Raw genomic sequence first — 24,551 nt, 5'->3', positions numbered from 1 at the left:
TCGGCACCCCGGATACGTCCGGCTCACTATAAGAATCGATAAGCATATCTACATACTGTTTGGAGACAGCCATGAAAACGAAATTGGGCGCCGCACTCGCGACGGCGTTGGCGATGGCGCTGGCCGGACCGGCCTGCGCGCAAAGCAGCGTCACGCTGTACGGGATCATCGATACCGGCGTGTCCTACTACAACAATGCCGCGCACGGCGGATCGTTCACGGGGATGCCGACGCTGACCGGCGAGGTGCCGTCACGGTGGGGGCTGAGAGGCACGGAGGATCTCGGCGGCGGCTACCAGGCCTTCTTCGTGCTCGAAAACGGCTTCCAGCCCGGCACCGGCGCACTGAACTACGGCGGACGCCTGTTCGGGCGACAGGCGAACGTCGGCGTGAACAGTCCGTTCGGCACGCTGACCCTCGGCCGCCAGATGAACATGTCGATGATCGTGCTGACCAATGCCGACGTGATCGGCCCGTCGATTCACTCGATGGCGGATTTCGATTCCTATCTGCCGAATGCGCGCAGCGACAATGCGATCGGCTACAAGGGCACGTTCCACGGCGTGACGCTCGGCGCCACCTACAGCTTCGGCCGCGACGCGGCCGGGCCGGCAGGGCCGTCGGCGACGGGCTGCGCCGGACAGGTGCCCGGCGACATCGTCGCCTGCCGCCAGTACACGGCGATGCTCGCGTACGACGCGAGCAATTTCGGGCTCGCCGCGTCGCACGACGTGATGCGCGGCGGCGGCGGCGCGCTCGCGCCGTTGAACAATCCGGCGTACACCGACACGCGCGACATCGTCGCCGGCTACGTGAAGATCGGCCCCGCGAAACTGGGCGCCGGGTGGATCCGGCGCAACCTCGCGGCGGCCGAACACCTGCAGGCCGATATCGTGTTCGCCGGCGGCACGTACTATGCGACGCCCTACCTCGCGCTCGACCTGCAGGGCGTACGCTACCTGCAGCGCCGCGAAAACAGCGAAGGCGGCACGAATGCCACGCTGCTCGTCGGCCGCGCGAACTATTTCCTGTCGAAGCGGACGACCGTCTATACGTCGGTGGGCTACATGTTCAACAGCACGCTGGCTGCGAACGCGGTCGCTGCCGGCGGGACGGTCGGGACCGGGATGAACCAGCTCGGCGTGATGGCCGGCATTCAGCAGAAGTTCTGAACGCCGGACACCGCGCCAGCGCAAGGTCAGTTGACGAGCCGGCAGTGCGAGAGCTTCAACCCCGGCAGCACCGGCGCATCGATATAGCCTTCGTTCACGCAGCTGAAGCGGAATGCCGACGACGTGACGAACGGCTTGATCTCGCCGCCGGGGAATTTCGGCTTCAGCGCATCCTGGTCGGCTACGTCGAAATGCGTGTCGAACTGCTCGCCGTCGGCCGTCAGCGCACCGAAATAGGTGCCGCCCGGGTCGCCGCCCATCCGGATCACGGCGCCGACGAACACGAGGCGCTTGCCGTCGTACTTCGTCTTCGCGGCGGCCATGTCCTGCGTATAGGCCTCGATCACGGCGCCGTAATGCGCGTCGATCGCGGGTTCGGTGTCCGACGCGGCGCGGGCGGTCTGGTGAACGCCCGCCAGCATCGTGCAGGCCGCAAGCGCGGCCGCCGCGAACGGCGCGGAAATTTTTCTCATGGGTGGTCTCCCGTCTAGCGTGGTGGTTGAAGTGATTGAATACGGCGCTTCGCCGGCTGCCCGGCACAACGCCCGATGAATTCGCTTCCGTTGCTTTAATCGTTCGAATGGCGGTACACGGCTGCGATCACTTCACCACCCGCATGGTCGTGTGCGGTGCGCAGCGTCGCGCTGAACGCGACGTGACAGGAAGATGACATGGTGCGGCCCCCGGCTCTCTCGTTGAATTTCACTGCGTCTGATTTTGGTCGCTACGGTAGCAGACGGCCGACGGCCCGGCAACCAAGGCCCGCCTGATGCCGATCGCCTCATTACAATTGCAAATGATTCTCATTACATATATGATCCGCACCCTGGCTGCTGCGAAACGCTGCGGCCCGCGACCCGATCCTTAGCACTCCGTCCTGCATCGATTCATGCCCTCCCGTCGAACACCCCGCCGCGCCCGGACCCTGCGTCCGTGGCGCACGAGCCTGCCCGCCCTGATCACCCTGTGCGTCGCCAGCGGCACGCATGCGTCCGCCTCCGAACGCGCCGACGCCGAGCCCGCCGCCTCTGCTTCCGCCACCACGCCCGCCGCGCGCGAACTCCCGGCCATCAGCGTCAGCGCATCGGCAACCGCCGATCCGACGATCGGCTATCAGCCGCGCACCACGAGCATCGCGGGCGGCGACAACCGTTCGATCAAGGAGATTCCGCAATCGGTCGCGGTGGTCAGCAGCAGCGTGATGCAGGATCAGCAGGCCCGCTCGCTCGACGACGTGCTCGGCAACATCAGCGGCGTCACCCAGACCAACACGCTCGGCGGCACGCGTGATGCGTTCATCAAGCGCGGCTTCGGGTCGAACAACGACGGCTCCGTGCTCGTCGACGGCGTGCGCACGCCGGTGCTGCACAGCTATCTCGCGACGATCGACCGGGTCGAAGTGCTGAAGGGCCCGGCGTCGCTGCTCTACGGGATGCAGGACCCGGGCGGCGTGATCAACCTCGTCACGCGCAAGCCGGAAGACACGTTCGGCGGCTCGATTTCCGCGTCGCGCACGAGCCACGGCGGCAGCAGCGCGACGTTCGACCTCACGGGCCCGCTCGGCAAGCCGGGCCAGGTTGCGGGCGGCACGCTCGCGTTCCGGCTAACCGGCCAGTACGACACGAGCCGCTACTGGCGCAGCTTCGGCCGCCAGCGCGATGCATTGATCGCACCCGCGCTGTCGTGGCACGACGCGAACACGTCGATCGACGTCAGCTATCAGTACGTCGACTACACGACGCCGTTCGATCGCGGCACCGTGCTCGTGAACGGCCAGCTCGACGATGCGCTGCGCTATCGCCGTTACGAAGAAGCGTGGTCGCAGAGCACCGGCATCCAGGAGACGCTGCGCGCGCGTATCGAGCACCGCTTCTCCGATGCGTGGCGCGTGCGCGCGACCTACGGCTGGGGCCGCGATCGCTATGACCAATACATCACTCGCGCCACCGCATTCAACAGCACGACCGGCGCACTGACGCGCTCGTCCGATGCAAACCTCGGGCGCAACGATTCCGACCAGATCGCGACGCTCGGCCTGCTTGGCAACGTGACGCTCGCCGGGATGAATCACGCGATCTACATCGGCGGCGAATACGAGCGCCAGCGCAGCTTCCGCGGCGACACGATCCGCGGCAAGGCAACCAAGGGCTTCAATCTTTACGATCCCGTGTACGACCTGCTCGCACCGGGCGGCGTACCCAACCCGAAGCAAAGCGACTCGCGCTCGGTCGTGCATGCGTATTCGACGATCGTGCAGGACTCGGTGAAGCTCACCGACCGCCTCACCGCGGTGGGCGGGCTGCGCTGGGAAAACTGGCAGCAGGAATCGGGGATGGGCCGGCCGTTCGTGTTCGCCGACCGCTCGCACGGCAACGTATGGCTGCCGCAGTTCGGGCTCGCGTATGCGCTCACGCCGGCGCTGACCGCCTACGCGAACGTGAGCCGCTCGTTCAAGCCGAACGTCGCCACGAACGTCGCCGCGCCGCTCGCACCGGAATACGGTCGCGTGCTCGAGGCCGGGCTGAAGTTCAGCCTGAAGCCGGCGATCACCGGCACGCTCGCGGTCTACCAGATCGACAAGCGCAACGTCGCGGTCACGGTCGGCGACCTGACGTCGACGATCGGCACCGCGCGCTCGCGCGGGATCGAACTCGACATCGCAGGGCAGATCACGCGCCATCTGAGCGTGATCGGCAGCTACGCGTATACGAATGCGACCAATCGCGACAGCAACACGCCGCTCGTCAACGTCGCGCGCCACACGGGCAGCCTGTTCGCGGTGTACGACACGGCGATCGCGAACCTGCCCGGCCGCTGGCGCTTCGGCGGCGGCGCACGCCTCGTCGGCGCACGCTCCGGCGACACCGCGAACAGCTTCACGCTGCCCGGCTACGTGACCGTCGACGCGTTCGCGGCCTACGAAACGACGATCGGCAAGTTCCCGACACGCATCCAGCTCAACGTGAAGAACCTGCTCGACAAGACCTACTATCCGTCGAGCAACAACAACCTGATCGTCGCGGTCGGCGAGCCGCGGCTCGTCACGCTGACGACGACGGTGTCGTTCTGAGGTTCTGAGGTTCTGAGGTTCTGAGGTTCTGATGGCCTGAAGGCCTGGTGTGTGCGTGGGCTGGCCGGAAAGCGGCCGCCCACGCGCAAGCCCAAATCGGCGGCTGCCTTCCACGCGCTGCAGCTCCCTCTCCTCAACGCGGCATCCCGGCCGCTTCACGATCGATCGATTGCGGCAAGCCCGCGCGCGCTGTGCCGAATGACAACACGGCGACGAAACATCGTTCGATCATCCGGCGAATCAAGAACGACGGCGAAACGCGCCGTTGCTCACCGCCAACATCGGCGCCAGATTTTTCTTGACCAGCGTCCCGCGCGACACCCGACGCCGTCCTCCACGCGCCTCCCCGGCAACTGCTTTAACGCCCGCAAAAACGCATCCGAGCGATGCAATTCCGCCGCCTCCCGAACCGCATCACGCGCCGTATGATCGCCCCGGCCTTTTCTCAAGGCGGCCCAACGCGCGTCGCCATTGCCCGCCGTTCACGCGCGCCGCCACCACCACCCAGCGAACATGTCCCACTTCTCACTCATCCTCGTCGTCTCCCTGTTGAGCGCCTTTGGCCTGATCGCGTCCGACGTCTACCTGCCCGCGATGCCGTCGATGGCCCACGAGTTTTCGATCGATGCATGGCAGATGCCGCAGACGGTATCGGCCTACCTGATCGCGCTCGCCTGTGCGCAACTGTTCTACGGCCCCCTCTCCGACCGGTGGGGACGCAAACCCGTGCTGACGGCCGGCATCCTCCTGTACATCCTCGGCTCGATCGGCTGCGCAAACGCCGGCGACTTCGCAAGCTTCCTTGGCTGGCGCGTCCTCGAAGCCCTCGGCGCGGCGTCCGGCCTCGTCATCGGTCGCGCGATCATCGCCGACACCTGCGACAAGAAGGCATCCGCGAAGGTCTACAGCATCGTGTATCCGCTCGTGTCGCTGTCTCCGGCGATCGCCCCCGCGATCGGCGGATATCTGGCTGCATGGTTCGGGTGGCGGAGCGATTTCATGTTCGTCGCCGCGTTTGGCGTCGTCGCGCTCGTGCTCGTTCAGCTGCTTCTGAAGGAGACGCGGCCGCCCGTCACGCCGGGGCAACAGCGCGCCGTGCCGCTGGCCGGCTTCGCCGACGTGCTCGGTGATCGGGCATTCATCCGATACACGCTCGTCGTCTGCGCGATCTATTGCGCGTGGTTCGTGTACCTGACGCAGTCGCCGTTCATTTTCTCGGGCCTGGGCCTGTCGGAACAGCAAAGCGGCTGGCTTTACCTGCCGCTGACCGCCGGCATCATTGCCGCCAACATGATCTCGCGCCGCATGCTCGACCGGATGTCCTACGACGCGATCGTCGTGGCCGGCGTGGGCTGCTTCGTGGCCGGCGGCATCGCGTTCGCGCTGTGCGAGTCGTGGCACGTCAAAGGCATCGTCGCGATCGTCGTGCCGATGTTTCTCGTCAGCCTGTCGAACGGATCGTCGCTGTCGCTCGCCGTGTCGGGCGCCATCGCGAGCGAACACGGGCGCGCGGCCACCGCGTCCGGGCTCGTCGGCTTCTTCCAGATCGGCAGCGCGTCGCTCGCGGCTACCGTGTCCGGCGGCCTGCTCGGTACCGGCAGTCACGTGCTGGCGACGGCTATTCCGTTCTTCGCGATCGTCGCGGCAGCTGCGATCGTGCCGCGCTGGTACGCCGCGCGGCGCACGCGCTCGATGCGTGAAACCCGGCCCCGTTGAGCAAGATGTCCCGCCCCGGCAAGATCCCGGCCGCTATCGATAGCGATCGAACGACGCAGCGATCTCGGCGGTGACTGCCCGAACGCGCGCCGTCCGGTTCAGGTCCGTATGCGACACGAGCCAGACCTGATACGGCACGGCACGCGTCCTGTCGGGCCAGATTCGCACGAGCGAATCGTCTTCTTGCGCCATATACACGGGCAGTTCGCCGATGCCGATGCCCGACCGGATCGATGTCGCCAGCATCAGGCTCGAGCTGACTTGCGCAACGATGCGCCCGCGTTCCATCGACTCGCCGCACAGCGTGTGTGCCTGATTGGACGTGATGGAAGGCTGGTAGACCACCAGGTCATGCCCGTCGAAAGCCGATCCGGTCGCGGGCGCACCATGTGCATCCAGATACTCGCGACTCGCGAACAGCCCGACCTCCCACTCGGCCAGCTTCCGGCGGACGAGATCGGGGTTTTCCGGCATCACGGTTCGAATCGCGAGATCCGCATCGCGGCGGGTCAGGTTCAGCACCTGCACGGACGTCGTCAGGATCACGTGTATCGCGGGGCATGTCCGGCGCAACACCCGTATCGCGGGAATGACGAAATCCATCGCCAGCGAATCGGTCGTCGTCACCCGAACCTCGCCTTCGAGCCGGTCGTCCGAGCCGTGGACGCGCCGCTCGAAGTCACTCGCCGCTTGCTCCATCGCTTCCGCGGCCTGCAGCGAATGCTCGCCGATCGGCGTCACGACATAGCCGGACGACGTCTTGAGAAACAGCTTCGCGCCCAGCGCTTTCTCCAGCGCCGTCAGGCGTCGCCCGACGGTAGCCTGATCGACATCGAGCACGACTGCGGCCTCGCGCAGCGTCCCGGCGCGATGAACTGCCAGAAAAACGCGGGCATCGTCCCAGTTCATGGTTAACGTTCTCTCTCGGTAAAGCTTGTTTGCATTCGTGGGGCGAAATTATACAAGTCGATCCTCTACGCCCCATCTCACATAATCAGTCATCCCTATCAACAGGGTGAGCATGTTTGCCGAAGGGAACCAGAGCCGTGCGCTGGAAGCCCCCTCAACAACCCGGCAATCCCCCAAAGGCCCGCTGCAACACGCGCAACGAGGGTGGTCGCAGCGATCACACCGCCGCCGCCCTCCCGCCGAATCATCAGACCCTCGAATATCTCCCATCCGATATCGCGATTTTCCGTATCGGGCGCGCGCCGCTAGACTGGCTACGCATTCGCGACGCCGCATCGTCGTACGGCAACGCGACACGCCCCCACAAAAACGATTCCGGGAGATAAGCCATGTCCGACCGGCATGCGCGCCGCGGCGCGCTCAAGACACTCGGCCTCGCGGCCGGCACTGCGCTGCTCGCCGCCGCGCGCCACGCTCACGCCGCCGCGCCCGACACCGGCGCGCTGCTGCCCGGTGGCGCCACGCACCTCGCCGATCTCACGCGCCGCCTCGCGGCCGCACCGCGACGGCGCGACTTCAAGACGGTGCCGATGATCCTCGAACGTCCCGACCAGTGGGATCACGCGGCGCTGGCCGAAGTGACCGGCTACCGCGGCGGCCCGAAGCAGGTGTGGGACAACACCGAGCTCGGCGGCCCGTGGCTGAACCTGATGCGCAATTCGCTGAACGCGCAGATCTGGTCGTACCGCCATCCGGATTTCCTCGTCGTATCGGCCACGCACGGCAGCGCGCATCTCGCGCTGTTCGACCAGGCCGCGTGGGACAAATACGGCCTCGCCAAATTCGCCGGCGCCGCGTTCCCGACCAACACGCTGCTGGACGCGAAGCCCGCACAATCGAAGGGCGCACAAGACCACGAGTTGCCCGACGGCGCGTTCTCGTCGCACGACAACAGCCTCGCCGCACTGCAGCAGCGCGGCGTCGTGTTCCTGTCGTGCCACAACGCGATCTGGGAACTCGCGGAACGCCTTGACGGCGCGAACGCGAATCCCGACAAGCTGCCGCTCGATGCGCTCGCGGCCGACCTGACCAACCACGTGATCCCGTCGGCCATCGTCACGCCGGGCGCGGTCGGCACGCTGCCCGAACTGCAGCAGGCCGGCTTCACGTACGCAAAATGAGCCCCGCGATGACATCGACTCCCATGCAACCGCCATCGCGCCGCCGTCGGCGCACGCTGCGCGCCGTGCTGGCAGCGTGGCTCTGCTGCACGTCGGCCCTCTCGCTCGCCGCGCCTGCCACGACCGTCTTTCCGCCCTGGCAGGACGGCCGCAACAACGACGCGACGCACCGTGGCCTCGAATTCACGGTGCCGCAGGTCGACGTGCTCGCCGATTTCCACGGCGACCTCACCGCGCCGAAGCTCGTGCTGTTCGTCGGCGGCAACTATTTCTTCGCGATGGCGCCGCTCGTCGCGAAGTTCGAGGAAGACCATCCCGAATACCGCGGCCGCATCTACTGGGAAACGATCCCGCCCGGCCTGCTCGTGAAGCAGATCCAGGCGGGCGGCACGATCACCGTCGGCAACATGACGTGGACGGTCAAGCCCGATGCGTATTTCGCGGGCCTCGGCAAGATCAACGGGCTGATCGCGGACGGCACGCTCGCCGGCCCGGCCGTGCCCTATGTGACGAACCAGCTGGCGATCATGGTGCGCGCCGGCAATCCGAAGCGGATCACGTCGCTGAACGACCTCGCGCGGCCCGACGTGCAGCTTGCGATGCCCAATCCGGCATTCGAAGGCGTCGCGCGGCAGATCCGCGCGTCGCTCGTGAAGGCCGGCGGCGACGCGCTCGCGCGTACCGTCTACGACGACAAGGTCCGCGCCGGCACGACCGAGCTCACGCACATCCATCACCGGGAAACGGCGTTATTTCTGATGCAGGGTCGCGCGGACGCGGGCGTGCTGTGGCAATCCGAAGCGGCGTTCCAGGAACAGGTCGGGCATCCGCTGATGCACATCGACATTCCGGCCGAGCAGAATACGACGGCGATCTATGCGGGGGCGATGGTGAAGGACGCGCCGCATCCGGAAGCCGCCCGCGCATGGCTCGCGTTCATCCGGTCGCCGGAGGCGTTCCGGATTTTCCAGCGCTACGGCTTTGGCCGATACGATGCGGCGACACCGGCGCAGAATCTCGCGCCGGAGCAGAAGCAGCCCGACGCGGGCTGACCGCGCGGCCGCGCCGGCAGTCCGGCGGCGTGCACGCGAACGACAACAAGGAGGGGACACGTGAACGATACGGTGGACACACCGCGACGCCGGTTCGCGCCGCTGCTGCTCGCGGCGGCGGCGCTGCTGGCCGGCCACGCGCGCGCGGACGACGCGACGCTCGGCAAGACGATCGCCACACAGGGCACGACGACGGGCGTCGCCGCGTGCATCGGCTGCCACGGCAGCCAGGGCGAAGGCAACGCGGCGGCCGGCTTCCCGCGGCTCGCGGGCACCCACGCCGCGTATCTGTCCGCGCAGCTTGCCGCGTTCGCGGACGGCAGCCGCCAGAACCCGGTCATGCAGCCGCTCTCGAAAATGCTGACGTCGCACGAGCGCGACGCGGTATCCGCGTACTTCGCGAGCCTGCCCGCGCCGGCCGGCATCGTCGCCGCCGACGACACGTCGATCGATCCGGCGAACACCGGCGCGTGGCTCGCGACGCGCGGGCGCTGGTCGCAGGGCCTGCCCGCGTGCGCCCAATGCCACGGCCCGGGCGGCCTCGGCGTGGGCACCGCGTTTCCGCCGCTCGCGGGCCAGCCTGCCGCCTACATCGCCGGCCAGTTGAACGGCTGGAAACACGGCACGCGCCCGCCCGGGCCGATGGCGCTGATGCCGGCGATCGCCGGCAAGCTGTCCGACGCCGACATCGACGCGGTGGCCGCCTACTACGCGCGCGGCGGCGCAGCACGAGGAGACAAGCAATGATCGACCGCACGACGCTGATCCGCCACGCCCGCACGGCCCTGCTCGGCGCGGCCTGGATGCCCGCGCTCGCGTGCGCGGCCGCCCCGCAGGAAGCGCCGGCCGCCGCTTCCGCACCCGCGCCGGCTGCGATGGCGGCGGCCGCCAAACCCTTCGCGCCTCCCGCCGAATCCGCGATACCCGCCGACGAGTTCGGCAAGACCGTGAAGCTCGGCGAGCAGATCTTCCTGCACACGCCCGAGTTCGCGGGCAAGTACGTCGGCAACAAGCTGACCTGCGCGAGCTGCCACCTCGATGCGGGCCGCCGGCCCGATTCGAGTCCGATGTGGGCCGCGTACCTGCTGTATCCCGCGTACCGCAGCAAGAATGGCCACGTGAACACGTTCGCCGAGCGCCTGCAGGGGTGCTTCCGCTACAGCATGAACGGCAAGGCGCCGCCGGCCGGCGACCCGATCCTCGTCGCGCTCGAAACCTATTCGTACTGGCTCGCGAAGGGCGCGCCGGTCGGCACGAAGCTGCCGGGGCAGGGTTTCCTGAAACTGCCGCCGCCCGCGCAGAAGGCCGACTATGCGCGCGGCGCCGCCGTCTACACGCAGCACTGCGCGCTGTGCCACGGGGCGGACGGCCAGGGGCAGTCGAGCGGCGACAAGGCAGTCTTCCCGGCGCTGTGGGGCGCGCGGTCGTTCAACTGGGGCGCGGGGATGGGCGACATCCGCAATGCAGCCGGCTTCATCAAGGCCAACATGCCGCTCGGGCTCGGCGGCACGCTGACCGATCAGGAGGCATGGGACGTCGCGACCTTCATGGACAGCCACGAACGTCCGCAGGACCCGCGCTTCACGGGCTCGGTGCAGGACACGCGCGCGAAGTTCCACAATTCGCCCGATTCGATGTACGGGCTCAGCGTGAACGGGCGCGTGCTCGGCGCGCCGTGACGCAGGCGCCGTGCCGGCCATCCGGCCCGCACGGCCTGCCCGTTCACGGGTGCCAGCGATACACGATCATGCTCGTGCCGTTGTAGTTGTCCTTCGTGATCACGTATTCGCCGGTCGAGCGCAGATACGCGCGGATCCCGTACATCGAGTCGACGTCGTTGCCGACGTCCATCGCCGACGTGTTCGAGTTGGTCAGCGTCGTGACGAGCGCGCCCGTGTTGAGATCGAACACGTCGACGTTCGGCACGGTGTGCACATAGCCGACGAACAGGTAGTGGCCGGCCGTCGCGATCGATTTCGGGTTCGCGCTGGTCAGGTTGATCACCGGGTTCGGCGCGGTCGTGTTGCCGTTCTTCCAGCCGTGATAGACCTCGATGTGCCCGTTCATCGCGGTCCAGTCCCAGTTGTTCGCGAGGCCCTGCGCGAGAATCATCGTGTCGCTGTCCGCCTGGTAGACGATGCGCGTGGTCGGCGCCACGGTGCTCGGCACGGGCGTCGTCACCGGCTTGCCCCATGACGGCTTGCCGGTCGCGTCGAAGCCCGTCATCGGGTAGCGGGTAATCGCGTTGGAGCCGTTCAGCCCGGCCCATACGTCGCCGTTGCCGTCGATATCGAAACCGGTCGTGACCTGCAACGTCGTGTTGAACGGCTTGCCCGGCAGCGAGCCCGCCGGATTCGCGATGTAGCCGGTCGCCGGCGTGAAGTAATAGAAATTGAAGTTGCCGGGGTTCTGGCCCGACGCGACGAGAATCCGGTTGCCGCCGACCATCACGAGCTGGCCGAAGTGCTGGCCGCGCTGGTAGTCGTTCATGTCGAGGCGCGGATCCTTCGGATAGGTGAACGGATCGACCGTGTTCGCGACGAACGTGCCGCCCGCCGAGCCCGTGTACACGTTGTTGCCGCTGTAGAAGAACGCGCCGTCCGTCGCCGGGTCGGGTGCGGCGATCGCCTCGAAGTTCAGCGCCTGCAGCTTCCATTGCAGCGCGCCCGTCGGGCTGTACGAATGCAGGTCGGTGCTGCCGTTGCGCCCGAGATCCCAGCCGCCGCCCCACGCGTTGTTGAGCACGTACAGGTTGCCGCCTGAATCCTTGCCGATGCCGACCACGCGCGTGAAGCGCTTGTCGCCCACCTGCCCCTTGATGCCCGAGGTCGTGTCGAGATAGCCGCCCTGCACGCCGAACGTGCCGATCTGCTGCGGCAACCCGGCGAGGCTGTAGATCTTGATGTTCATGTCGCGGCCCTGGTCGCCCACCAGCAACTGCCCCGTCGACGCGTCGAAATACAGCGCCGATGGCCGAGCGCCGGCCGCCATCTGGATCGTGTTCATCAGCGTGCCGGTCGCGCTGTACTGCACGACCACGCCCGCGCTCATGCGCGCGACCCACAGGTTGCCCGCGGCATCGAGCGCCAGCGCGCCGGGCCCGGTCACGCCGATGTCGCGCTGCCAGACGCCGTCGGTCGTGTACACGCGCACGCGGTTGCCGTAGAAATCGCTCGCGTACAGCAGGTTGCCGGCCGTCGCGAGGCCGGTGATCACGTCCGGGTTCGGGAGGCCCGTCCACGTGCTGACCGGGATGCGCAGGTCGCGCTTGTTCGTGCTGCGGTTGTAGCGGCCTACCGAGCCGCTGCCGAAGGTGCGGTTGTAGCCGAGCGCGACGAAGATCGACGTCGCGTTGCCGGTAATCGCGCCGCCCTGGAATTCGTCGTGGATGCCGATCGTGCCCATCGGCTGGCCGTTCTGGTAGAGCGCGACGCCGCCCGCGTTCTCGTCCCAGCGCGACGCCGTGTAGATCACGCCCTCGGGCGCGACCCACATCGAGCGCGCCGCATTGCCGACGTGCTGGGCCAGCGTGCCGTACGTGTTCGCGAGCCAGTCGGTCGAGTATTGCACCTGCGCGTGACTCGCCGGTGCCAGCATCGCCATGCACATTCCCAGCAACGCCGCCCGAATTTGTTTCATTGACATGAATAATGCTCCCGAACATTCAATTGTCGACACTGTAAATCGCGGCGCATGAAATATTGGTGATTCCGGCTAAAGCGCATTCGCCGTCACCCCGAATTATTCACGCCGTTCCTTTTGCCGTCCGGCGCTTTTCCGTCAACGATGGTCAAACCCGCTCACCGCGCCGCAACGGCTTGCCGGCCGCACGGTTTCGGTGCTTTTTCCCCGGCATTTTCTTCCGGGCCGCTCAATGCGAATGCGTCATTTTTTCTGAAATGTCCGCATTGCCTTTTTCATTCCCCGGAAATGGGTTCAATGATTACAAATCGAAATTGAAATGAAAGGGAAAAAATATTATCCGGCGCAATCGCGTTGTCGCGATTCAGCGCAGCGGCATATGGCGGAAGAAAGGGAAGAAGGAAGGGAAAAGCGGGGGACGGCAAAGCAAACCAGAACCGCGCGCCGGCCATGCCGGCACGCGGCCGCGATCGTTCAGCTCGCGTCGTCGAGCGTCGGGCCGTCCCAGCCGTCGACGAATTTCGGCAGCGCGTCGACGACGTCGATCACGCGGTGCCGGTAGAACAGGTGCATCGTCGGCTGCAGGTCGCCGGGCAACTGCCCGCCGTGCGCCCGCGCGGCCAGGCTGTTCGGCACGACGCGCATGCCGAGCCGGTTGGTACCGAACACGATCTCGCCGCACGACGCGCAGTACGTGCGCGACATCGACTTCGCCGGATGCGGGAACGTCGCGTGGCCGCCTTCGACGGCCACCTGCTCCGGCGGCCACGCGGTCGCGGACAGCACCGGCGTGCCGTAGAAATCGCGGCAGGTCGCGCAATGGCAGTTCGCGCGCGCCGCCGGTTCGCCGCGCAGCGTCACGGTGACGGTGCCGCACAGGCAACTCGCGGAATGCGTTCGGGTCATGTCGTCTCCTCGAAGAAAGGAGGCGACAGTATAGGAGCATGCGGGCAACGTTGCCGGCATCGCGCGCGGGCAACGTTGCAGCCGCAACGATCGCTGCGCGTCAGAACTTCTGGCGCAGGCCGAGGCTGACGATGGCCTGCGACCGCGAATCGGACGAGTGGCCGTTCGCCTTGTCGGACACCGACGCGGTCGCCGCCACCGGCCGGCCCATCGCGTCGAGCGTCATGCCCGACGCATGCTGGTACGCGCCGAGCAGGTACACGCTGGTGCGCTTCGACAGGTCGTAGACGGCGCCGAGCGTGACGTTGTGATACTGCGCGCGGTCGTCCACGCCATCGACATCGCTGCCGCGCGTGTAGCTGTAGCCCGCGAACAGTTGCGTCTGCGGGCGCACGTTCCAGCGCGTGAACACGCCCACGACGTTGAACGTCGCGTGGCCCGTGAACAGCGACTGGCCACCGCTGCGGTACTGCACGTTGCTGTAGTCCAGGCCGACGACGGCCGGGCCGAAGTCGTAGGTCGCGCCGGTCGCGATGATCTGCTGCGATTGCGCGCTCGCATAGCCTTCGTTGATCGACGAGTTGAACAGCCCGTCGTCGGTGCTCTGCCACTTGCCGGTCGTCGGGTCGGTCGCGCCCGTCTTGCTGTTGTCCGAACGCTCGAAGCCGACCCCGACGCGCAGCGGGCCTGCCGCGTAACCGGCGCCGACGCTCCACGTGTTGCGCTGCTTCATGCTGCCCGGCTGGCTGCCGAAGCCGTACAGCGCGCCGAACGTGAAGCCCGAGTAGTTGGCGCTCGTGTACTTGATCGAGCTGTCGACACGCGCGGTCTGGTCGAGGTCGTCGATATCGCCCGGGTGCGCGCCGAAGCCGCCGATGTACGACGACGGGCCGACCGGGCTCACGAAGTCGTCGAGCGACGTGTACTGGCGGCCGAGCGAGACCGTGCCGTAGCGATCGCTGCCGAGACCGACGAACGCCTGGCGGCCGAACTGGCGGCCGCCCTGGCCCGACGTGCCGTTCGTGATGTCGAAGCCGTTCTCGAGGACGAACAGCGCGCGCAGCCCGCCGCCGAGATCCTCGGAACCCTTGATGCCCCAGCGACTGCCGGACAGGTTGCCGGTCGTCAGCGCCACGTCCGAATGGCCGGTGTACGCGCCCGCCGAGCCGACCCGCTCGTTGCTGCGATAGGTCACGCCCGCATCGACGATGCCGTACAGCGTGACGGAGCTTTGCGCGGCGGCGATGCCCGCGAGCGAGAGCAGCAGCGGGGCTGCGATCAGTTGCTTGTTCATGATTGTCGTGTCTCCGGGCGGTGAACCCGTTGTTCTGGCTGTCAGTTGCGAGTAGCGCGCGGGTGGCGAGATCCACCGGCGGTGCGAGGCTGGTGACGCGCGCGCGACGACGCGGCGGGCATGCCCGCTGCGGCCGTCATGGTAAATGGAACCGGTTCCGGTCGAAAGCGGAATAATGAAAACAGTTTGTTTCCAAAATCGAGATAGTGGAACGGATGGCCGTGTACGCCGTTCGCCGTCCCTGTACAGCCCGGGCGGGCGCAGCCGATAATCGAACGCGCGCCGTCCATCAGGAGAGCCTTCATGCATGAAACGACCTTGCTGATCTTCGCCGCCGTCGCCTTCGTCGGCATCGCGACACCCGGCCCGACCGTGCTGCTCGCGCTGACCAACGGCTCGCGCTACGGCGTGCGCCGCGCGGCCTACGGCTTCGCGGGCGCGATGCTGTCCGACTTCGTGCTGATCGTCGCGGTCGCGCTCGGCCTCGGCGCGCTGCTGATGGCGTCGGCCTTCTGGTTCTCGGTGGTGAAGTGGCTCGGCGCCGCGTACCTCGCCTATGTCGGCATCCGGCTGCTGATGTCGAAGGGGTCGCTCGACGTCGCCGCCGCGCACGACGGCGCGGCATCCGGGCGCAACGCGTCGATCTTCGCGAAGAGTTTCCTCACGGCGGTGACGAACCCGAAGGGCTATCTGTTCTTCTCCGCCTTCCTGCCGCAGTTCCTCGATCCGTCCGCGCCGCTCGCGCCGCAGTACGTCGCGCTCGCAGTCACGTTCGCGCTGCTCGACGGCGCTGTGATGTTCGGCTACGCGCTGCTCGGTGCACGCGCGGTGCGGCTGCTGAAGCGCGCGGGTGCGCTGTGGCTCGAACGTACGTGCGGCGCGATGCTGCTCGCGCTCGCCGGGTCCCTCGCGCTGTACCGGCGTCACGCGGCATAGGAGCGGATCCCGATGAGAATCGCCACGCCGCCCCGCTCCGGCTTTCCCGGCCTGTCGCTCCGCCAGCTCGAACGCGCCGACCTCGACGCGTGGCACGCGTACCTGACGAACCCCGACGTCTTCCGCCACACGAGCTGGAACCTGCGCTCGCCCGACGATCTGCTGCCACTGTTCGACGCCATCGAATCGACCGACCCGGATTCGATCCGGCGCCTTGCCGTGATCGACGACGCATCGGGCGCACTCGCCGGGACGATCGGTCTGCATACCGTGTCCACCGTGAACCGCTCGGCGGAGATCGCATACGATCTCGCGCCGTCGCACTGGGGGCGCGGGATCGCGAGCGCGCTGTGCGCGGCCGTCACCGCGTGGGCATTCGCGGACGGCGGCTTCATGCGCATGCAGGGCGTCGTGCTGACCAGCAACGCGGGCTCCGCGCGCGTGCTGCAAAAGTGCGGCTACCGCTACGAAGGGCTGTTGCGCGCGTACAAGATCGTGCGCGGCACGCCGGGCGATTTCGCGATGTACGCGCGCCTCGCGACCGACTGACGCGCCCCGCGACTTCACGTCAACCCGCTCACGGCTGCGCAGGCGCACGCCATTGGACGGCCTGCGCCGAATTGGGGACAATCGCCGTTTCCGTCCACGACGATCCGCCATGAAAATCGCCGCGCTGTCCGACATCCACGGCAACCTCGCCGCACTCGATGCGGTGCTCGACGACGTTCGCCGCCGCGGTGCCGATGTGATCGTCAATCTCGGCGACATCCTGTCGGGCGCGCTCCATCCGGCCGAAACAGCCGACCGCCTGATCGCGCTCGACCTGCCGACCATCAAGGGCAACCACGAACGGCAACTGCTCACCGGCGATCGCGAGTCGATGCGGCTGTCGGATCGCTGGGCGCACGACACGCTGCGCGCCGATCATCTCGACTGGATCGCCGCACTGCCCGAACGCGCGACACTCGGCGACGACGTGTTGATGGTGCACGGCACGCCGGACAGCGACCTCGTCTATTTCCTCGAAACGGTCACGCCCGACGGCTGCCGTGCGGCCACGCCCGATGAAATCGCGCAGCGCGCGGGCGACGCACCGGCGTCACTGATCCTGTGCGGCCACACGCACATCCCGCGTACGGCAAAGCTCGACGACGGCCGGCTGATCGTCAACCCGGGTAGCGTCGGGCTGCAGGCGTACACGGACGACCTGCCGCATCCGCACCGCATCGAAACGGGTTCGCCGCATGCGCGCTACGCGATGGTGTCGCGCACGGCGGCCGGCTGGAACGTCGAATTCCATGCGGTCGAATACGACTGGCACACGGCTGCGGCCACCGCGGCCACGCGCGGCCGCGACGACTGGGTCGTCGCGCTGCGCACCGGCCGTTGCTGACACGCCCGCCCCATCATCCCGCTTCACTTCGTTCACCGGAAAACCGCACCGCCATGCCCGTTCCGTCGCAACTGCTTTTCCTGCCCGGCGCATCGGGCAGCACCGCCTTCTGGCAACCGCTCGCCGGCCTCCTGACGCATCCGGCCGAGCGCCGGATCGTCAGCTATCCGGGCTTCGGCGACACGCCGCACGATCCGGCCGTCGACGATTTCGACAGCCTCGTGCGCCGCGTGCTGGACACGATCGACCGGCCGATCGCCGTGATCGCGCAATCGATGGGCGGCGTGATCGCGATGCGCGCGGCGCTCGACAAGCCCGAACTGATCACGCACCTCGTGCTGACGGTCACGTCCGGCGGACTCGACATGGCAGGGCTCGGCGCGCAGGACTGGCGTACCGGTTTCGCGGAAGCCAACCCGCAGCTTCCCGACTGGTTCCTGACGTTCCGTGCCGATCTGTCGCAAGAAATCGGCCGCATCGCGCAACCGACGCTGCTGCTATGGGGCGACGACGATCCGATCAGCCCCGTCGCGGCCGGCCGGCGCCTGCTCGAACGGCTGCCCGATGCACAGCTGCATGTCGTGCCGGGCGGCCGGCACGATCTCGCGGCCGTGCATGCGTCCACGCTCGCTCCGCTCGTCGATGCGCATCTGCGGCGCGTGTGAGGTCGCGCGCTTCGGCTTCGGCTTCGGCTTCGGCTTCGGCTTCGGCTTCGGCTTCGGCTTCGGCTTCGGCTTCGGCTTCAGTTTCAGTTTCGACACGCTCCTGAAACCGCGACGCTCACGCGCCGCATCCCATCACACCACATTCCTCAACGTGAGCCGCGCCTCGAGCCCGCCGCCGTCCGTCCGGTTGTTCAGCGTGAGCGTGCCGCCCATCGCGAGCGCGAGTTGCCGCGCGATCGCCAGGCCGAGCCCCGTGCCGCCCGTCTCGCGATTGCGCGACGTCTCCACGCGCCGGAACGGCTCGAACACCGCGTCGAGCTGATCGTCCGGAATGCCGGGCCCGCGGTCGAGCACCGCGATCACCGCGCCGCCGTCCGGCGCGGCGTGCACGTCGATCTCGGCCGCGCCCGCGAACTTCAGCGCGTTGTCGACGAGGTTGCCGACGATACGCCGCAGCGCCTTCGGCCGCGTGACGAGCGCGAGCGGCGCGCGGCTGTGCAGCGCGACGTCCTGCCCCGCATCCGTGTAGTCGCACACGATGCTGTCGAGCAGCGCATCGAGATCGATGCGGCGCGCGGCCTCCTCGGTGCCGTGCAGCGTCCGCGCGTACGCGACGCCCTCCTTCACCAGATGCTCCATCTCGATCAGGTCCTGGCGCAGCTTCGCGCCCTGCACGTCGTCGTCCATCATGTCGGCGCGCAAGCGCATCCGCGTGATCGGCGTCTGCAGGTCGTGCGAGATCGACGCGAGAATCTGCATGCGCTCGGCCATGTACTGCGCGATGCGATCCTGCATCGCATTGAACGCCCGGGCGGCGCGCGCGACTTCCGACGGCCCGCCCTCGTTCAGCCGCTCGCCCTTCAGATCGGGGCCGAGCGCATCGGCGGCTTGCGCGAGCTGCTTGAGCGGCCGCGTCGCGAGCCGCACCGCGAGCCAGCAGCACGCGGCCAGCACCGCGAGCTGCAGCGCGAGCACGACCGGCAGCCAGCCCGACAGCGGCACCGTCGACATCGGATGGATGTCGATCGTCAGCGGCGACCCGTCGGTCAGGCGCAGATGCACCTGCAGATGTTCGCGGTCGCCGGGGATCGCGTTCGCGGTCAGCGGGTAGTCGCCGCCGATGCCGTCGGAGATCGAGCGCTCGACGCGTGCCGACAGCCGCGCTTCCGGCGGCGTGCCGGTCTCGCCGGGCCCGAGGATGAACGCATAGCTGCGCCGCGCAAGGCGCGGCAGCCACGCGGCCCGCTCGGCCGGCGGCAGGTGGTCGAGCAGCGCGACCGAGCTCGCGACCTCGCGCTCGATGTAGCCCATCATCAGGTTGGTGGTCGCCTGGTCGCGCTCGGTCACGGTGAGCCAGAACGACAGCGTCTGCGCAAGCGCGAGGCCCACGCACAGGATCAGCGCGAGCCGCGCGAACAGCGAGCGCGGCCAGTGCCACGGCATGCGCGCGCTCATGGCGTACCGTCGACGGCGGTCACGGCCGACGAGAACACATAGCCCTCGTTGCGCAGCGTCTTGATGTAGCGCGGTTCGCGCGCGCCGTCGCGCAGACGCTGGCGCAGCCGGCTCACGAGCAGGTCGATCGACCGGTCGAACGGGTCGGACTGCCGCCCCTGCGTGAGATTGAGCAACTGGTCGCGCGTCAGCACGCGTTGCGGGTTGTCGAGAAACACGCGCAGCAGCCGGTATTCGGCGCCGCTCAGCGCGACCAGCGTGCCTTCCGCATCGAGCAGGTGGCGCCCGGTCGTGTCGAGCCGCCATTCGCCGAACGCGAGCAGCTCCGCTGTTTCCGTCACCTGCATGCCGGGCGGCAGCATGCGCGCGCGGCGCAGCACCGAGCGGATCCGCGCGAGCAGCTCGCGCACCGCGAACGGCTTGGCCAGGTAATCGTCGGCGCCCATCTCGAGGCCGATGATGCGATCGGTTTCCTCGCCGCGCGCGGTCAGCATCAGCACGGGCACCGTCCGGAACTTGCCGGCGCGCAGGTCGCGGCACAGCGCGAGGCCGTCCTCGCCCGGCAGCATCAGGTCGAGCACGATCAGGTCGGGCGCGCCGTCGTCCAGCACGTTGCGCATCTCGCGGCCGTTCGCGGCCAGCGACACGCGCATGCCGTTCTTCTCCAGATAATCCGCGATCAGTTCGCGGATCGCGCGATCGTCGTCGACGATCAGCACGTGGTCGATCTTGTCCATGAGTCGTTGTCGGTGTCGAGGTGTTCGGGCAGGCGATGTCCGCTTTTATACCGCACGGCGGGCATGCGTTTGTATCCCAATGTATCGCGTCGCCGTGACGACACACAACATTGCACACGCGTGGCTCGCCGGACACATCGCAGATACGTCGGCGCCGCCTAATGGGGCCTGTCGAAACCCGTCCGGCCGCCGCGTTCGAGCGGCGGCCTCCCGCTCAGGAGAACGCCATGCTGCCCCGACTCAAGATCGCCACCCTCGTCATCGCCCTGGCCGCCACGGCCGGGCTCGCCGCCTTCGCGGGCACCCGCGACGACGCGGGCATACCGACTTCGCAGGCCGGTACCACGGCGCCCGATTTCACGGGCATCGACCGCTGGCACAACACCACGCCGCTGACGCTCGGCCAGTTGCGCGGCAAGGTCGTGCTCGTCGATTTCTGGACGTACTCGTGCATCAACTGCATTCATACGATTCCGTACGTGAAGGAGTGGGACCGGAAGTACCGCGACCAGGGGCTCGTCGTGGTCGGCGTGCATACGCCCGAGTATCCGTTCGAGCGCGACGCGGGCAACGTCGCCGATGCGATCAAGCGCTTCGGCATCCGCTATCCGGTCGCGCAGGACAACCGCTACGACACGTGGCGTGCGTACGGCAACCAGTACTGGCCCGCGCTGTATTTGATCGACGCGAACGGGAAAGTCGTCTATACGCGCTATGGCGAAGGCGAGTACGACAAGACCGAGGCCGCGATTCGCGGCGCGCTCGCGCAGGCCGGCGAAAGCGCGAAGGGCACGACGCGCACGCAGTAACGGACCCACGCGCGGGCGTGGCGCTTGCCCGCGCGGGCCCGCGAATCGGGTGCGTTCACCCGCGCTTCGCGTCGGCCGCCTCGATCATCGCTTCCCCGATCGCGAGGTTGCCGTTCGCGACCAGCGCATCACCCGCGCCGCGGATATCGGCCTCGTCCTTGTTCTGCCCGAGCTTGCGCTTGCCGACGAGGCGCGTGATCTCGATCTGCAGCCCGACGATCGACTGCAGCATCGCGTCGAGATAATCCGCCGGCGCGTCGCCCATCTTCCACGGCACCGGCTGCGATGCCTCGTGCGTGCGCGTCAGCCGGGCGACCACGCCGCGCACGAACTTCTCGTCGTCGCGTACCGTGATGCGGCCGTGTGCATGCACGACCACGTAGTTCCACGTCGGCACCTGCCGGTGCGCCACATGCTTGCTCGGATACCAGGTCGGCGAAATATACGCGTCCCCCGCGCGGAAGATCACGAGCACCTCGTCGCCGTTCGCGACGTCCTGCCAGACCGGATTTGCGCGCGAGACGTGCGCGTGCAGTTCGCCGAGCCCGCCATCGCTGGGCAGCAGCTCGAACGGGATGTGGTTCGCGTCGAGCCCGCTCTTGCCGTGCGTGATCAGGCTGCCGAACGGATGCTGCACGATCAGCTCGCGCAGCGCGTCGGGGTTCGGTTCGTTGAATTCGGCGGGGACGTACATGTCGGCTCCACGGTCGTGTGGGGGTTGGAATGGATCAGGCAATGGCCCGGCATGCGGCGATTGTGGCTCCAAACTGGTTTATGCTGTAGAGCCGGTTTGGAACAATTTCAGCAGACCAGAATCATGGCAAGAACCGCCCGGAACGTCGACATCCCGTCGCTCGGCGCGCTCGACCGCGCGGCCGGCGACCTGAGCCGCCAGCTCGCGCAGGCGCTGCGCGAAGCCGTGCGGCGCGGCGACGTCCGGCCGGGCGACGCGCTGCCGTCCACGCGGCTGCTGGCCGCGGCGCTGCAGGTGGCGCGCGGCACCGTCGTCGATGCGTATGCGCAACTCGTCGCCGAAGGCTTTCTCGAATCGCGCGGCGGTGCGGGCACGCGGGTCGCGAACGCGCTCGCGCTCGCGGAGCCGCCGCCCGTCCACCCCGCCGAACCGCCCACCCGCCGCCCGCCGGCGCACGCCGGGCTGCCCGAGCCGGCCGCCACCTTCGCGCGGATCGCCAGCGAATTCCGTCCGCTGCCGGCCATGCCGTTCGCGATCTCGGTGCCGATCGGCCTTACCGCGCCCGACGACATCTGGCGCCGGCTCGGCAACCGCCTGCGCGCACGCGGCGCCGGCGCGCCGTCCGGCTATGCCGATCCGCAAGGCGCGCTGCCGCTGCGCGAGGCGATCACCGACTACGTGCGCCGGTCGCGCTCGGTGCGCTGCCATGCCGGCCAGGTCGTGATCACGAGCGGTACGCAGCAGGGGCTGCATCTCGCGAGCCAGGTGCTGCTCGGCCCGGACGATCAGGCGTGGGTCGAGAATCCCGCCTATCGCGGCATCACCGCGCTGCTCGACAGCACCGGGCGGCACGACGCGATGGTGCGGGTGCCGGTCGACGCCGACGGCATCGACGTCGAGGCCGGCATCCGCGTCGCACCGGATGCGCGTGCCGCATTCGTCACGCCGTCGCATCAGTATCCGCTCGGCATGCCGCTTAGCATGGCGCGGCGCAACGCGCTGCTCGCGTGGGCGCGTGCACGGCACGCGTGGGTGGTCGAGGACGACTACGACAGCGAGCTGCGCTACGAAGGCTATCCGTTCCCGTCGCTGCAGGGGCTCGACCCCGATCGCGTGATCTACCTCGGCACGTTCAGCAAGATCCTGTTTCCGTCGCTGCGGCTCGGCTACGTGATCGCACCCGACGATCTCGTGCCCGCGTTCTGCGGCGCGCGTGCGCTGATGGATCGCCATGTGCCGACCGCGGACCAGCACGTGCTGGCCGCCTTCATCGCGGAAGGCCATCTCGACCGCCACATCCGTCGCGTGCGCGGCGTGTATGCGGAGCAGCGCGCGCTGCTGATCGACACGCTCGGGGCGAGGCTGCCGCGCGAACGCGCGTGGGTGCAGCCGGGCGACCAGGGGATGCACGTCGTGCTGTGGCTCGCGGAAGGGATCGACGATCTCGACGTGGTCGAGCGCGCCGCGCAAGCCGGCGTCGCGGTGCGCGCGGTGTCGCCGATGTTCGCGCCGGGCACGGCCCGCCCGGGGCTCGTGCTGGGCTTCGGCGGATTCGGCCGGGCACAGATGGAAGCGGCCGCGCAGCGGCTCGCGGATGTGGTGTCGTCAGTGGAATCGCAGCCGCGCGTGCCGTAAGAAGTTGCTGGCGCACGCGTGTCGTTTGTCACGACCGCGCCTCGTCGCTCCGCGCGACTGCCGCATTGAGTTCTATCGTGCCGCCTCTCCGCGACGCGTGGCGCCATGCATCAGAGCGCCTGCAACGTCAGCCTGCACGCAGTAGCCGGACTCACGCGAAGCGCGGCGCTAGAGATGGCCGCGAATGGGGTCGACCTTACCTCGTCGAGCACACCACGCGTAAGTAAGTGGGCTCGCCGAAACCCGGGGATGACGTTGTGCAAGCGCAAAGCCGAGATGTCGCGTCCTGGCGATCGACAGATGTTCAGCGCGTGGGCGGTGCCCAGGGCGCGGTCGTGAACTGGTCGGCGAGATAGTCGAGCAGCACCGCGACGCGCGCGGTCCGCAGCATGCCGGGCGGCGTCACGAGGTTGACGTTGATGTCGGCGATCCTCCAGTCGTGCATCACTTCCTCGAGTTCGCCATCCCGTAGCGCATCGACAACCACGAATTCGGGCTGCAGCGCGAGGCCGTACCCGGCGACCAGGGCGGGCAGGATCACGTCGGCGTTGTTGGTGCGGATGCGTCCGTTCACCGGTACGGAAAATTTTTCACCCGATGTGGTGTGCCGAAACCGCCAGCTTCCCGGCGTTGGCAGGTTCGTGTAGGTGAAGCAGACATGTCGCTCGAGATCGCGCGGGTGAGCCGGGCGTCCGTAGCGGTCCAGGTAGGCAGGCGAAGCGACGAGCGGCCGGCGGACTGCGCAGAGCCTGCGGAAGCGCAGCGTCGAATCGTTCAGTTCGGCAATCCGGATCGCGACGTCGAAGCCACCCGGCACGACATCGACCAGATGGTCGCTCAGCATCAGATCGATGTCGACGCTCGGGTAGCGCTCGAGAAACGCGGGCAGCACGGGCGCGAGGTGCCGGAGGCTGAACGACATCGGCGCATTCACGCGCACGAGGCCGTGCGGCTCGAGCGCCTGAGCGGTTGCTTCGTTCTCGATGAGTTCGGCATCCGCGAGCAGCCGGAGCGCACGATCGCGCAGCAGATCGCCCGTCGGGGTCAGCGACACCCTGCGCGACGTCCGGTACAGCAGCATGGTGCCGAGCCGTTGCTCGAGGCGTGCGATGGCCTTCGACACGGTCGACTGCGACGTGCCGATCAGCTCGGCGGCCTTTGCAAACGAGCCGGTTTCCGCGACGCGCGCGAAGATGGCCCAGGCGTCGAGATCAGGAAGGTGTTGCATCATGGGAATTGAATCGATGGTTGTGTGCTGGCGCGCTGGCCGGCTCGGTCCAAACGC

23 protein-coding genes are annotated in these 24,551 nt (G+C 67.8%); 14 read left to right on the top strand and 9 right to left on the bottom strand.

What is annotated here, in order from left to right; genetic code table 11:
• Positions 1-71: 71 nt before the first annotated feature.
• Entirely contained in the window at positions 72-1,172 is a 1,101-nt protein-coding gene (locus ACN8ZM_RS17565) for a porin (RefSeq protein WP_420211880.1), read from the top strand.
• A gap of 26 nt (positions 1,173-1,198) precedes the next feature.
• Here ACN8ZM_RS17565 and ACN8ZM_RS17560 read toward each other — a convergent pair whose 3' ends face one another.
• On the bottom strand, positions 1,199-1,645 hold the full coding sequence (locus ACN8ZM_RS17560) for a hypothetical protein (RefSeq protein WP_043180723.1): 447 nt from the start codon (positions 1,643-1,645) through the stop codon (positions 1,199-1,201).
• Between the two features lie 416 nt (positions 1,646-2,061).
• Between ACN8ZM_RS17560 and ACN8ZM_RS17555 the strand changes: the two genes are divergently transcribed.
• Positions 2,062-4,242 carry a TonB-dependent siderophore receptor gene (locus ACN8ZM_RS17555; protein ID WP_420211879.1) on the top strand — a complete coding sequence of 727 codons (2,181 nt, stop codon included), beginning with the start codon at positions 2,062-2,064 and terminating at the stop codon, positions 4,240-4,242.
• A gap of 513 nt (positions 4,243-4,755) precedes the next feature.
• Positions 4,756-5,958, top strand: a complete 1,203-nt coding sequence (locus tag ACN8ZM_RS17550; RefSeq protein WP_420211878.1) for a multidrug effflux MFS transporter — start codon at positions 4,756-4,758, stop codon at positions 5,956-5,958.
• Between the two features lie 33 nt (positions 5,959-5,991).
• On the opposite strand, the gene ACN8ZM_RS17545 is transcribed toward ACN8ZM_RS17550, so the two are convergent.
• Positions 5,992-6,867 carry a LysR family transcriptional regulator gene (locus ACN8ZM_RS17545; protein ID WP_043180728.1) on the bottom strand — a complete coding sequence of 292 codons (876 nt, stop codon included), beginning with the start codon at positions 6,865-6,867 and terminating at the stop codon, positions 5,992-5,994.
• 389 nt (positions 6,868-7,256) lie between these two features.
• Between ACN8ZM_RS17545 and ACN8ZM_RS17540 the strand changes: the two genes are divergently transcribed.
• From ACN8ZM_RS17540 to ACN8ZM_RS17525, 4 genes are read left to right on the top strand one after another with little or no spacing between them, the layout of a single operon-like run.
• Entirely contained in the window at positions 7,257-8,048 is a 792-nt protein-coding gene (locus ACN8ZM_RS17540; protein WP_089451898.1) for a transcriptional initiation protein Tat, read from the top strand.
• Positions 8,049-8,056: 8 nt separating this feature from the next.
• Positions 8,057-9,100, top strand: coding sequence for a molybdate ABC transporter substrate-binding protein (locus ACN8ZM_RS17535; RefSeq protein ID WP_420211877.1), 1,044 nt, complete (start codon positions 8,057-8,059; stop codon positions 9,098-9,100).
• A 60-nt stretch (positions 9,101-9,160) separates the two neighbouring features.
• Positions 9,161-9,847, top strand: coding sequence for a c-type cytochrome (locus tag ACN8ZM_RS17530; RefSeq protein ID WP_420211876.1), 687 nt, complete (start codon positions 9,161-9,163; stop codon positions 9,845-9,847).
• Positions 9,844-10,779, top strand: coding sequence for a c-type cytochrome (locus ACN8ZM_RS17525; protein ID WP_420211875.1), 936 nt, complete (start codon positions 9,844-9,846; stop codon positions 10,777-10,779). The genes ACN8ZM_RS17530 and ACN8ZM_RS17525 overlap by 4 nt, the downstream gene beginning before the upstream one ends.
• 43 nt (positions 10,780-10,822) lie before the next feature.
• On the opposite strand, the gene ACN8ZM_RS17520 is transcribed toward ACN8ZM_RS17525, so the two are convergent.
• Positions 10,823-12,745: an SMP-30/gluconolactonase/LRE family protein gene (locus ACN8ZM_RS17520; protein ID WP_420211874.1), complete on the bottom strand. Its 1,923-nt coding sequence runs from the start codon at positions 12,743-12,745 to the stop codon at positions 10,823-10,825.
• A 59-nt stretch (positions 12,746-12,804) separates the two neighbouring features.
• Here ACN8ZM_RS17520 and ACN8ZM_RS17515 point away from each other — a divergent pair, with 59 nt between their 5' ends.
• Entirely contained in the window at positions 12,805-13,065 is a 261-nt protein-coding gene (locus tag ACN8ZM_RS17515; RefSeq protein WP_155291853.1) for a hypothetical protein, read from the top strand.
• A 151-nt stretch (positions 13,066-13,216) separates the two neighbouring features.
• Here ACN8ZM_RS17515 and ACN8ZM_RS17510 read toward each other — a convergent pair whose 3' ends face one another.
• Positions 13,217-13,648, bottom strand: coding sequence for a GFA family protein (locus tag ACN8ZM_RS17510; protein ID WP_205824619.1), 432 nt, complete (start codon positions 13,646-13,648; stop codon positions 13,217-13,219).
• A 100-nt stretch (positions 13,649-13,748) separates the two neighbouring features.
• The gene (locus ACN8ZM_RS17505) at positions 13,749-14,942 is read right to left on the bottom strand and encodes a porin (protein WP_420211873.1); all 1,194 of its coding nucleotides are present in this window, start codon (positions 14,940-14,942) and stop codon (positions 13,749-13,751) included.
• A 303-nt stretch (positions 14,943-15,245) separates the two neighbouring features.
• Between ACN8ZM_RS17505 and ACN8ZM_RS17500 the strand changes: the two genes are divergently transcribed.
• From ACN8ZM_RS17500 to ACN8ZM_RS17485, 4 genes are all read left to right on the top strand, one after another.
• The gene (locus ACN8ZM_RS17500) at positions 15,246-15,878 is read left to right on the top strand and encodes a LysE family translocator (protein ID WP_420211872.1); all 633 of its coding nucleotides are present in this window, start codon (positions 15,246-15,248) and stop codon (positions 15,876-15,878) included.
• 12 nt (positions 15,879-15,890) lie between these two features.
• Complete coding sequence (locus ACN8ZM_RS17495; RefSeq protein WP_420211871.1) at positions 15,891-16,427, top strand: GNAT family N-acetyltransferase; 537 nt, start codon at positions 15,891-15,893, stop codon at positions 16,425-16,427.
• A 109-nt stretch (positions 16,428-16,536) separates the two neighbouring features.
• Positions 16,537-17,271, top strand: a complete 735-nt coding sequence (locus tag ACN8ZM_RS17490; protein WP_043180744.1) for a metallophosphoesterase family protein — start codon at positions 16,537-16,539, stop codon at positions 17,269-17,271.
• Between the two features lie 53 nt (positions 17,272-17,324).
• Complete coding sequence (locus tag ACN8ZM_RS17485) at positions 17,325-17,936, top strand: alpha/beta fold hydrolase (protein ID WP_420211870.1); 612 nt, start codon at positions 17,325-17,327, stop codon at positions 17,934-17,936.
• Between the two features lie 132 nt (positions 17,937-18,068).
• On the opposite strand, the gene ACN8ZM_RS17480 is transcribed toward ACN8ZM_RS17485, so the two are convergent.
• Positions 18,069-19,391, bottom strand: a complete 1,323-nt coding sequence (locus ACN8ZM_RS17480; RefSeq protein ID WP_420211869.1) for an ATP-binding protein — start codon at positions 19,389-19,391, stop codon at positions 18,069-18,071.
• Positions 19,388-20,128: a response regulator gene (locus ACN8ZM_RS17475; protein WP_043180749.1), complete on the bottom strand. Its 741-nt coding sequence runs from the start codon at positions 20,126-20,128 to the stop codon at positions 19,388-19,390. The genes ACN8ZM_RS17480 and ACN8ZM_RS17475 overlap by 4 nt, the downstream gene beginning before the upstream one ends.
• 227 nt (positions 20,129-20,355) lie before the next feature.
• On the opposite strand from ACN8ZM_RS17475, the gene ACN8ZM_RS17470 reads away from it, so the two are divergent.
• The gene (locus ACN8ZM_RS17470) at positions 20,356-20,937 is read left to right on the top strand and encodes a thioredoxin family protein (RefSeq protein ID WP_420211868.1); all 582 of its coding nucleotides are present in this window, start codon (positions 20,356-20,358) and stop codon (positions 20,935-20,937) included.
• A gap of 55 nt (positions 20,938-20,992) precedes the next feature.
• On the opposite strand, the gene ACN8ZM_RS17465 is transcribed toward ACN8ZM_RS17470, so the two are convergent.
• Positions 20,993-21,631, bottom strand: coding sequence for an FMN-binding negative transcriptional regulator (locus ACN8ZM_RS17465; RefSeq protein WP_043180752.1), 639 nt, complete (start codon positions 21,629-21,631; stop codon positions 20,993-20,995).
• A 123-nt stretch (positions 21,632-21,754) separates the two neighbouring features.
• Here ACN8ZM_RS17465 and ACN8ZM_RS17460 point away from each other — a divergent pair, with 123 nt between their 5' ends.
• A complete protein-coding gene (locus tag ACN8ZM_RS17460; protein ID WP_420211867.1) occupies positions 21,755-23,266 on the top strand; it encodes a PLP-dependent aminotransferase family protein in 1,512 nt (503 codons plus the stop codon).
• Positions 23,267-23,570: 304 nt separating this feature from the next.
• Here the strand turns inward: ACN8ZM_RS17460 and ACN8ZM_RS17455 are convergent, their stop codons facing one another.
• Positions 23,571-24,494, bottom strand: coding sequence for a LysR family transcriptional regulator (locus ACN8ZM_RS17455; RefSeq protein WP_420212632.1), 924 nt, complete (start codon positions 24,492-24,494; stop codon positions 23,571-23,573).
• Between the last annotated feature and the right edge of the window lie 57 nt (positions 24,495-24,551).

Origin of the sequence: Burkholderia aenigmatica (genome assembly GCF_048627025.1) — a bacterium.
Lineage (GTDB): Bacteria > Pseudomonadota > Gammaproteobacteria > Burkholderiales > Burkholderiaceae > Burkholderia > Burkholderia aenigmatica.
This window is presented reverse-complemented; position numbering and strand designations above follow the sequence as displayed.

What these genes read in the sequence shown, in the direction of transcription:
- ACN8ZM_RS17485 (WP_420211870.1), top strand. Translation starts at nt 17,325, where the DNA reads ATGCCCGTTCCGTCGCAACTGCTTTTCCTGCCCGGCGCATCGGGCAGC.
- ACN8ZM_RS17520 (WP_420211874.1), bottom strand. Translation starts at nt 12,745, where the DNA reads ATGTCAATGAAACAAATTCGGGCGGCGTTGCTGGGAATGTGCATGGCG.
- ACN8ZM_RS17475 (WP_043180749.1), bottom strand. Translation starts at nt 20,128, where the DNA reads ATGGACAAGATCGACCACGTGCTGATCGTCGACGACGATCGCGCGATC.
- ACN8ZM_RS17555 (WP_420211879.1), top strand. Translation starts at nt 2,062, where the DNA reads ATGCCCTCCCGTCGAACACCCCGCCGCGCCCGGACCCTGCGTCCGTGG.
- ACN8ZM_RS17500 (WP_420211872.1), top strand. Translation starts at nt 15,246, where the DNA reads ATGCATGAAACGACCTTGCTGATCTTCGCCGCCGTCGCCTTCGTCGGC.
- ACN8ZM_RS17480 (WP_420211869.1), bottom strand. Translation starts at nt 19,391, where the DNA reads ATGAGCGCGCGCATGCCGTGGCACTGGCCGCGCTCGCTGTTCGCGCGG.
- ACN8ZM_RS17540 (WP_089451898.1), top strand. Translation starts at nt 7,257, where the DNA reads ATGTCCGACCGGCATGCGCGCCGCGGCGCGCTCAAGACACTCGGCCTC.
- ACN8ZM_RS17455 (WP_420212632.1), bottom strand. Translation starts at nt 24,494, where the DNA reads ATGCAACACCTTCCTGATCTCGACGCCTGGGCCATCTTCGCGCGCGTC.
- ACN8ZM_RS17535 (WP_420211877.1), top strand. Translation starts at nt 8,057, where the DNA reads ATGACATCGACTCCCATGCAACCGCCATCGCGCCGCCGTCGGCGCACG.
- ACN8ZM_RS17550 (WP_420211878.1), top strand. Translation starts at nt 4,756, where the DNA reads ATGTCCCACTTCTCACTCATCCTCGTCGTCTCCCTGTTGAGCGCCTTT.
- ACN8ZM_RS17510 (WP_205824619.1), bottom strand. Translation starts at nt 13,648, where the DNA reads ATGACCCGAACGCATTCCGCGAGTTGCCTGTGCGGCACCGTCACCGTG.
- ACN8ZM_RS17565 (WP_420211880.1), top strand. Translation starts at nt 72, where the DNA reads ATGAAAACGAAATTGGGCGCCGCACTCGCGACGGCGTTGGCGATGGCG.
- ACN8ZM_RS17465 (WP_043180752.1), bottom strand. Translation starts at nt 21,631, where the DNA reads ATGTACGTCCCCGCCGAATTCAACGAACCGAACCCCGACGCGCTGCGC.
- ACN8ZM_RS17470 (WP_420211868.1), top strand. Translation starts at nt 20,356, where the DNA reads ATGCTGCCCCGACTCAAGATCGCCACCCTCGTCATCGCCCTGGCCGCC.
- ACN8ZM_RS17490 (WP_043180744.1), top strand. Translation starts at nt 16,537, where the DNA reads ATGAAAATCGCCGCGCTGTCCGACATCCACGGCAACCTCGCCGCACTC.
- ACN8ZM_RS17525 (WP_420211875.1), top strand. Translation starts at nt 9,844, where the DNA reads ATGATCGACCGCACGACGCTGATCCGCCACGCCCGCACGGCCCTGCTC.
- ACN8ZM_RS17560 (WP_043180723.1), bottom strand. Translation starts at nt 1,645, where the DNA reads ATGAGAAAAATTTCCGCGCCGTTCGCGGCGGCCGCGCTTGCGGCCTGC.
- ACN8ZM_RS17460 (WP_420211867.1), top strand. Translation starts at nt 21,755, where the DNA reads ATGGCAAGAACCGCCCGGAACGTCGACATCCCGTCGCTCGGCGCGCTC.
- ACN8ZM_RS17545 (WP_043180728.1), bottom strand. Translation starts at nt 6,867, where the DNA reads ATGAACTGGGACGATGCCCGCGTTTTTCTGGCAGTTCATCGCGCCGGG.
- ACN8ZM_RS17505 (WP_420211873.1), bottom strand. Translation starts at nt 14,942, where the DNA reads ATGAACAAGCAACTGATCGCAGCCCCGCTGCTGCTCTCGCTCGCGGGC.
- ACN8ZM_RS17495 (WP_420211871.1), top strand. Translation starts at nt 15,891, where the DNA reads ATGAGAATCGCCACGCCGCCCCGCTCCGGCTTTCCCGGCCTGTCGCTC.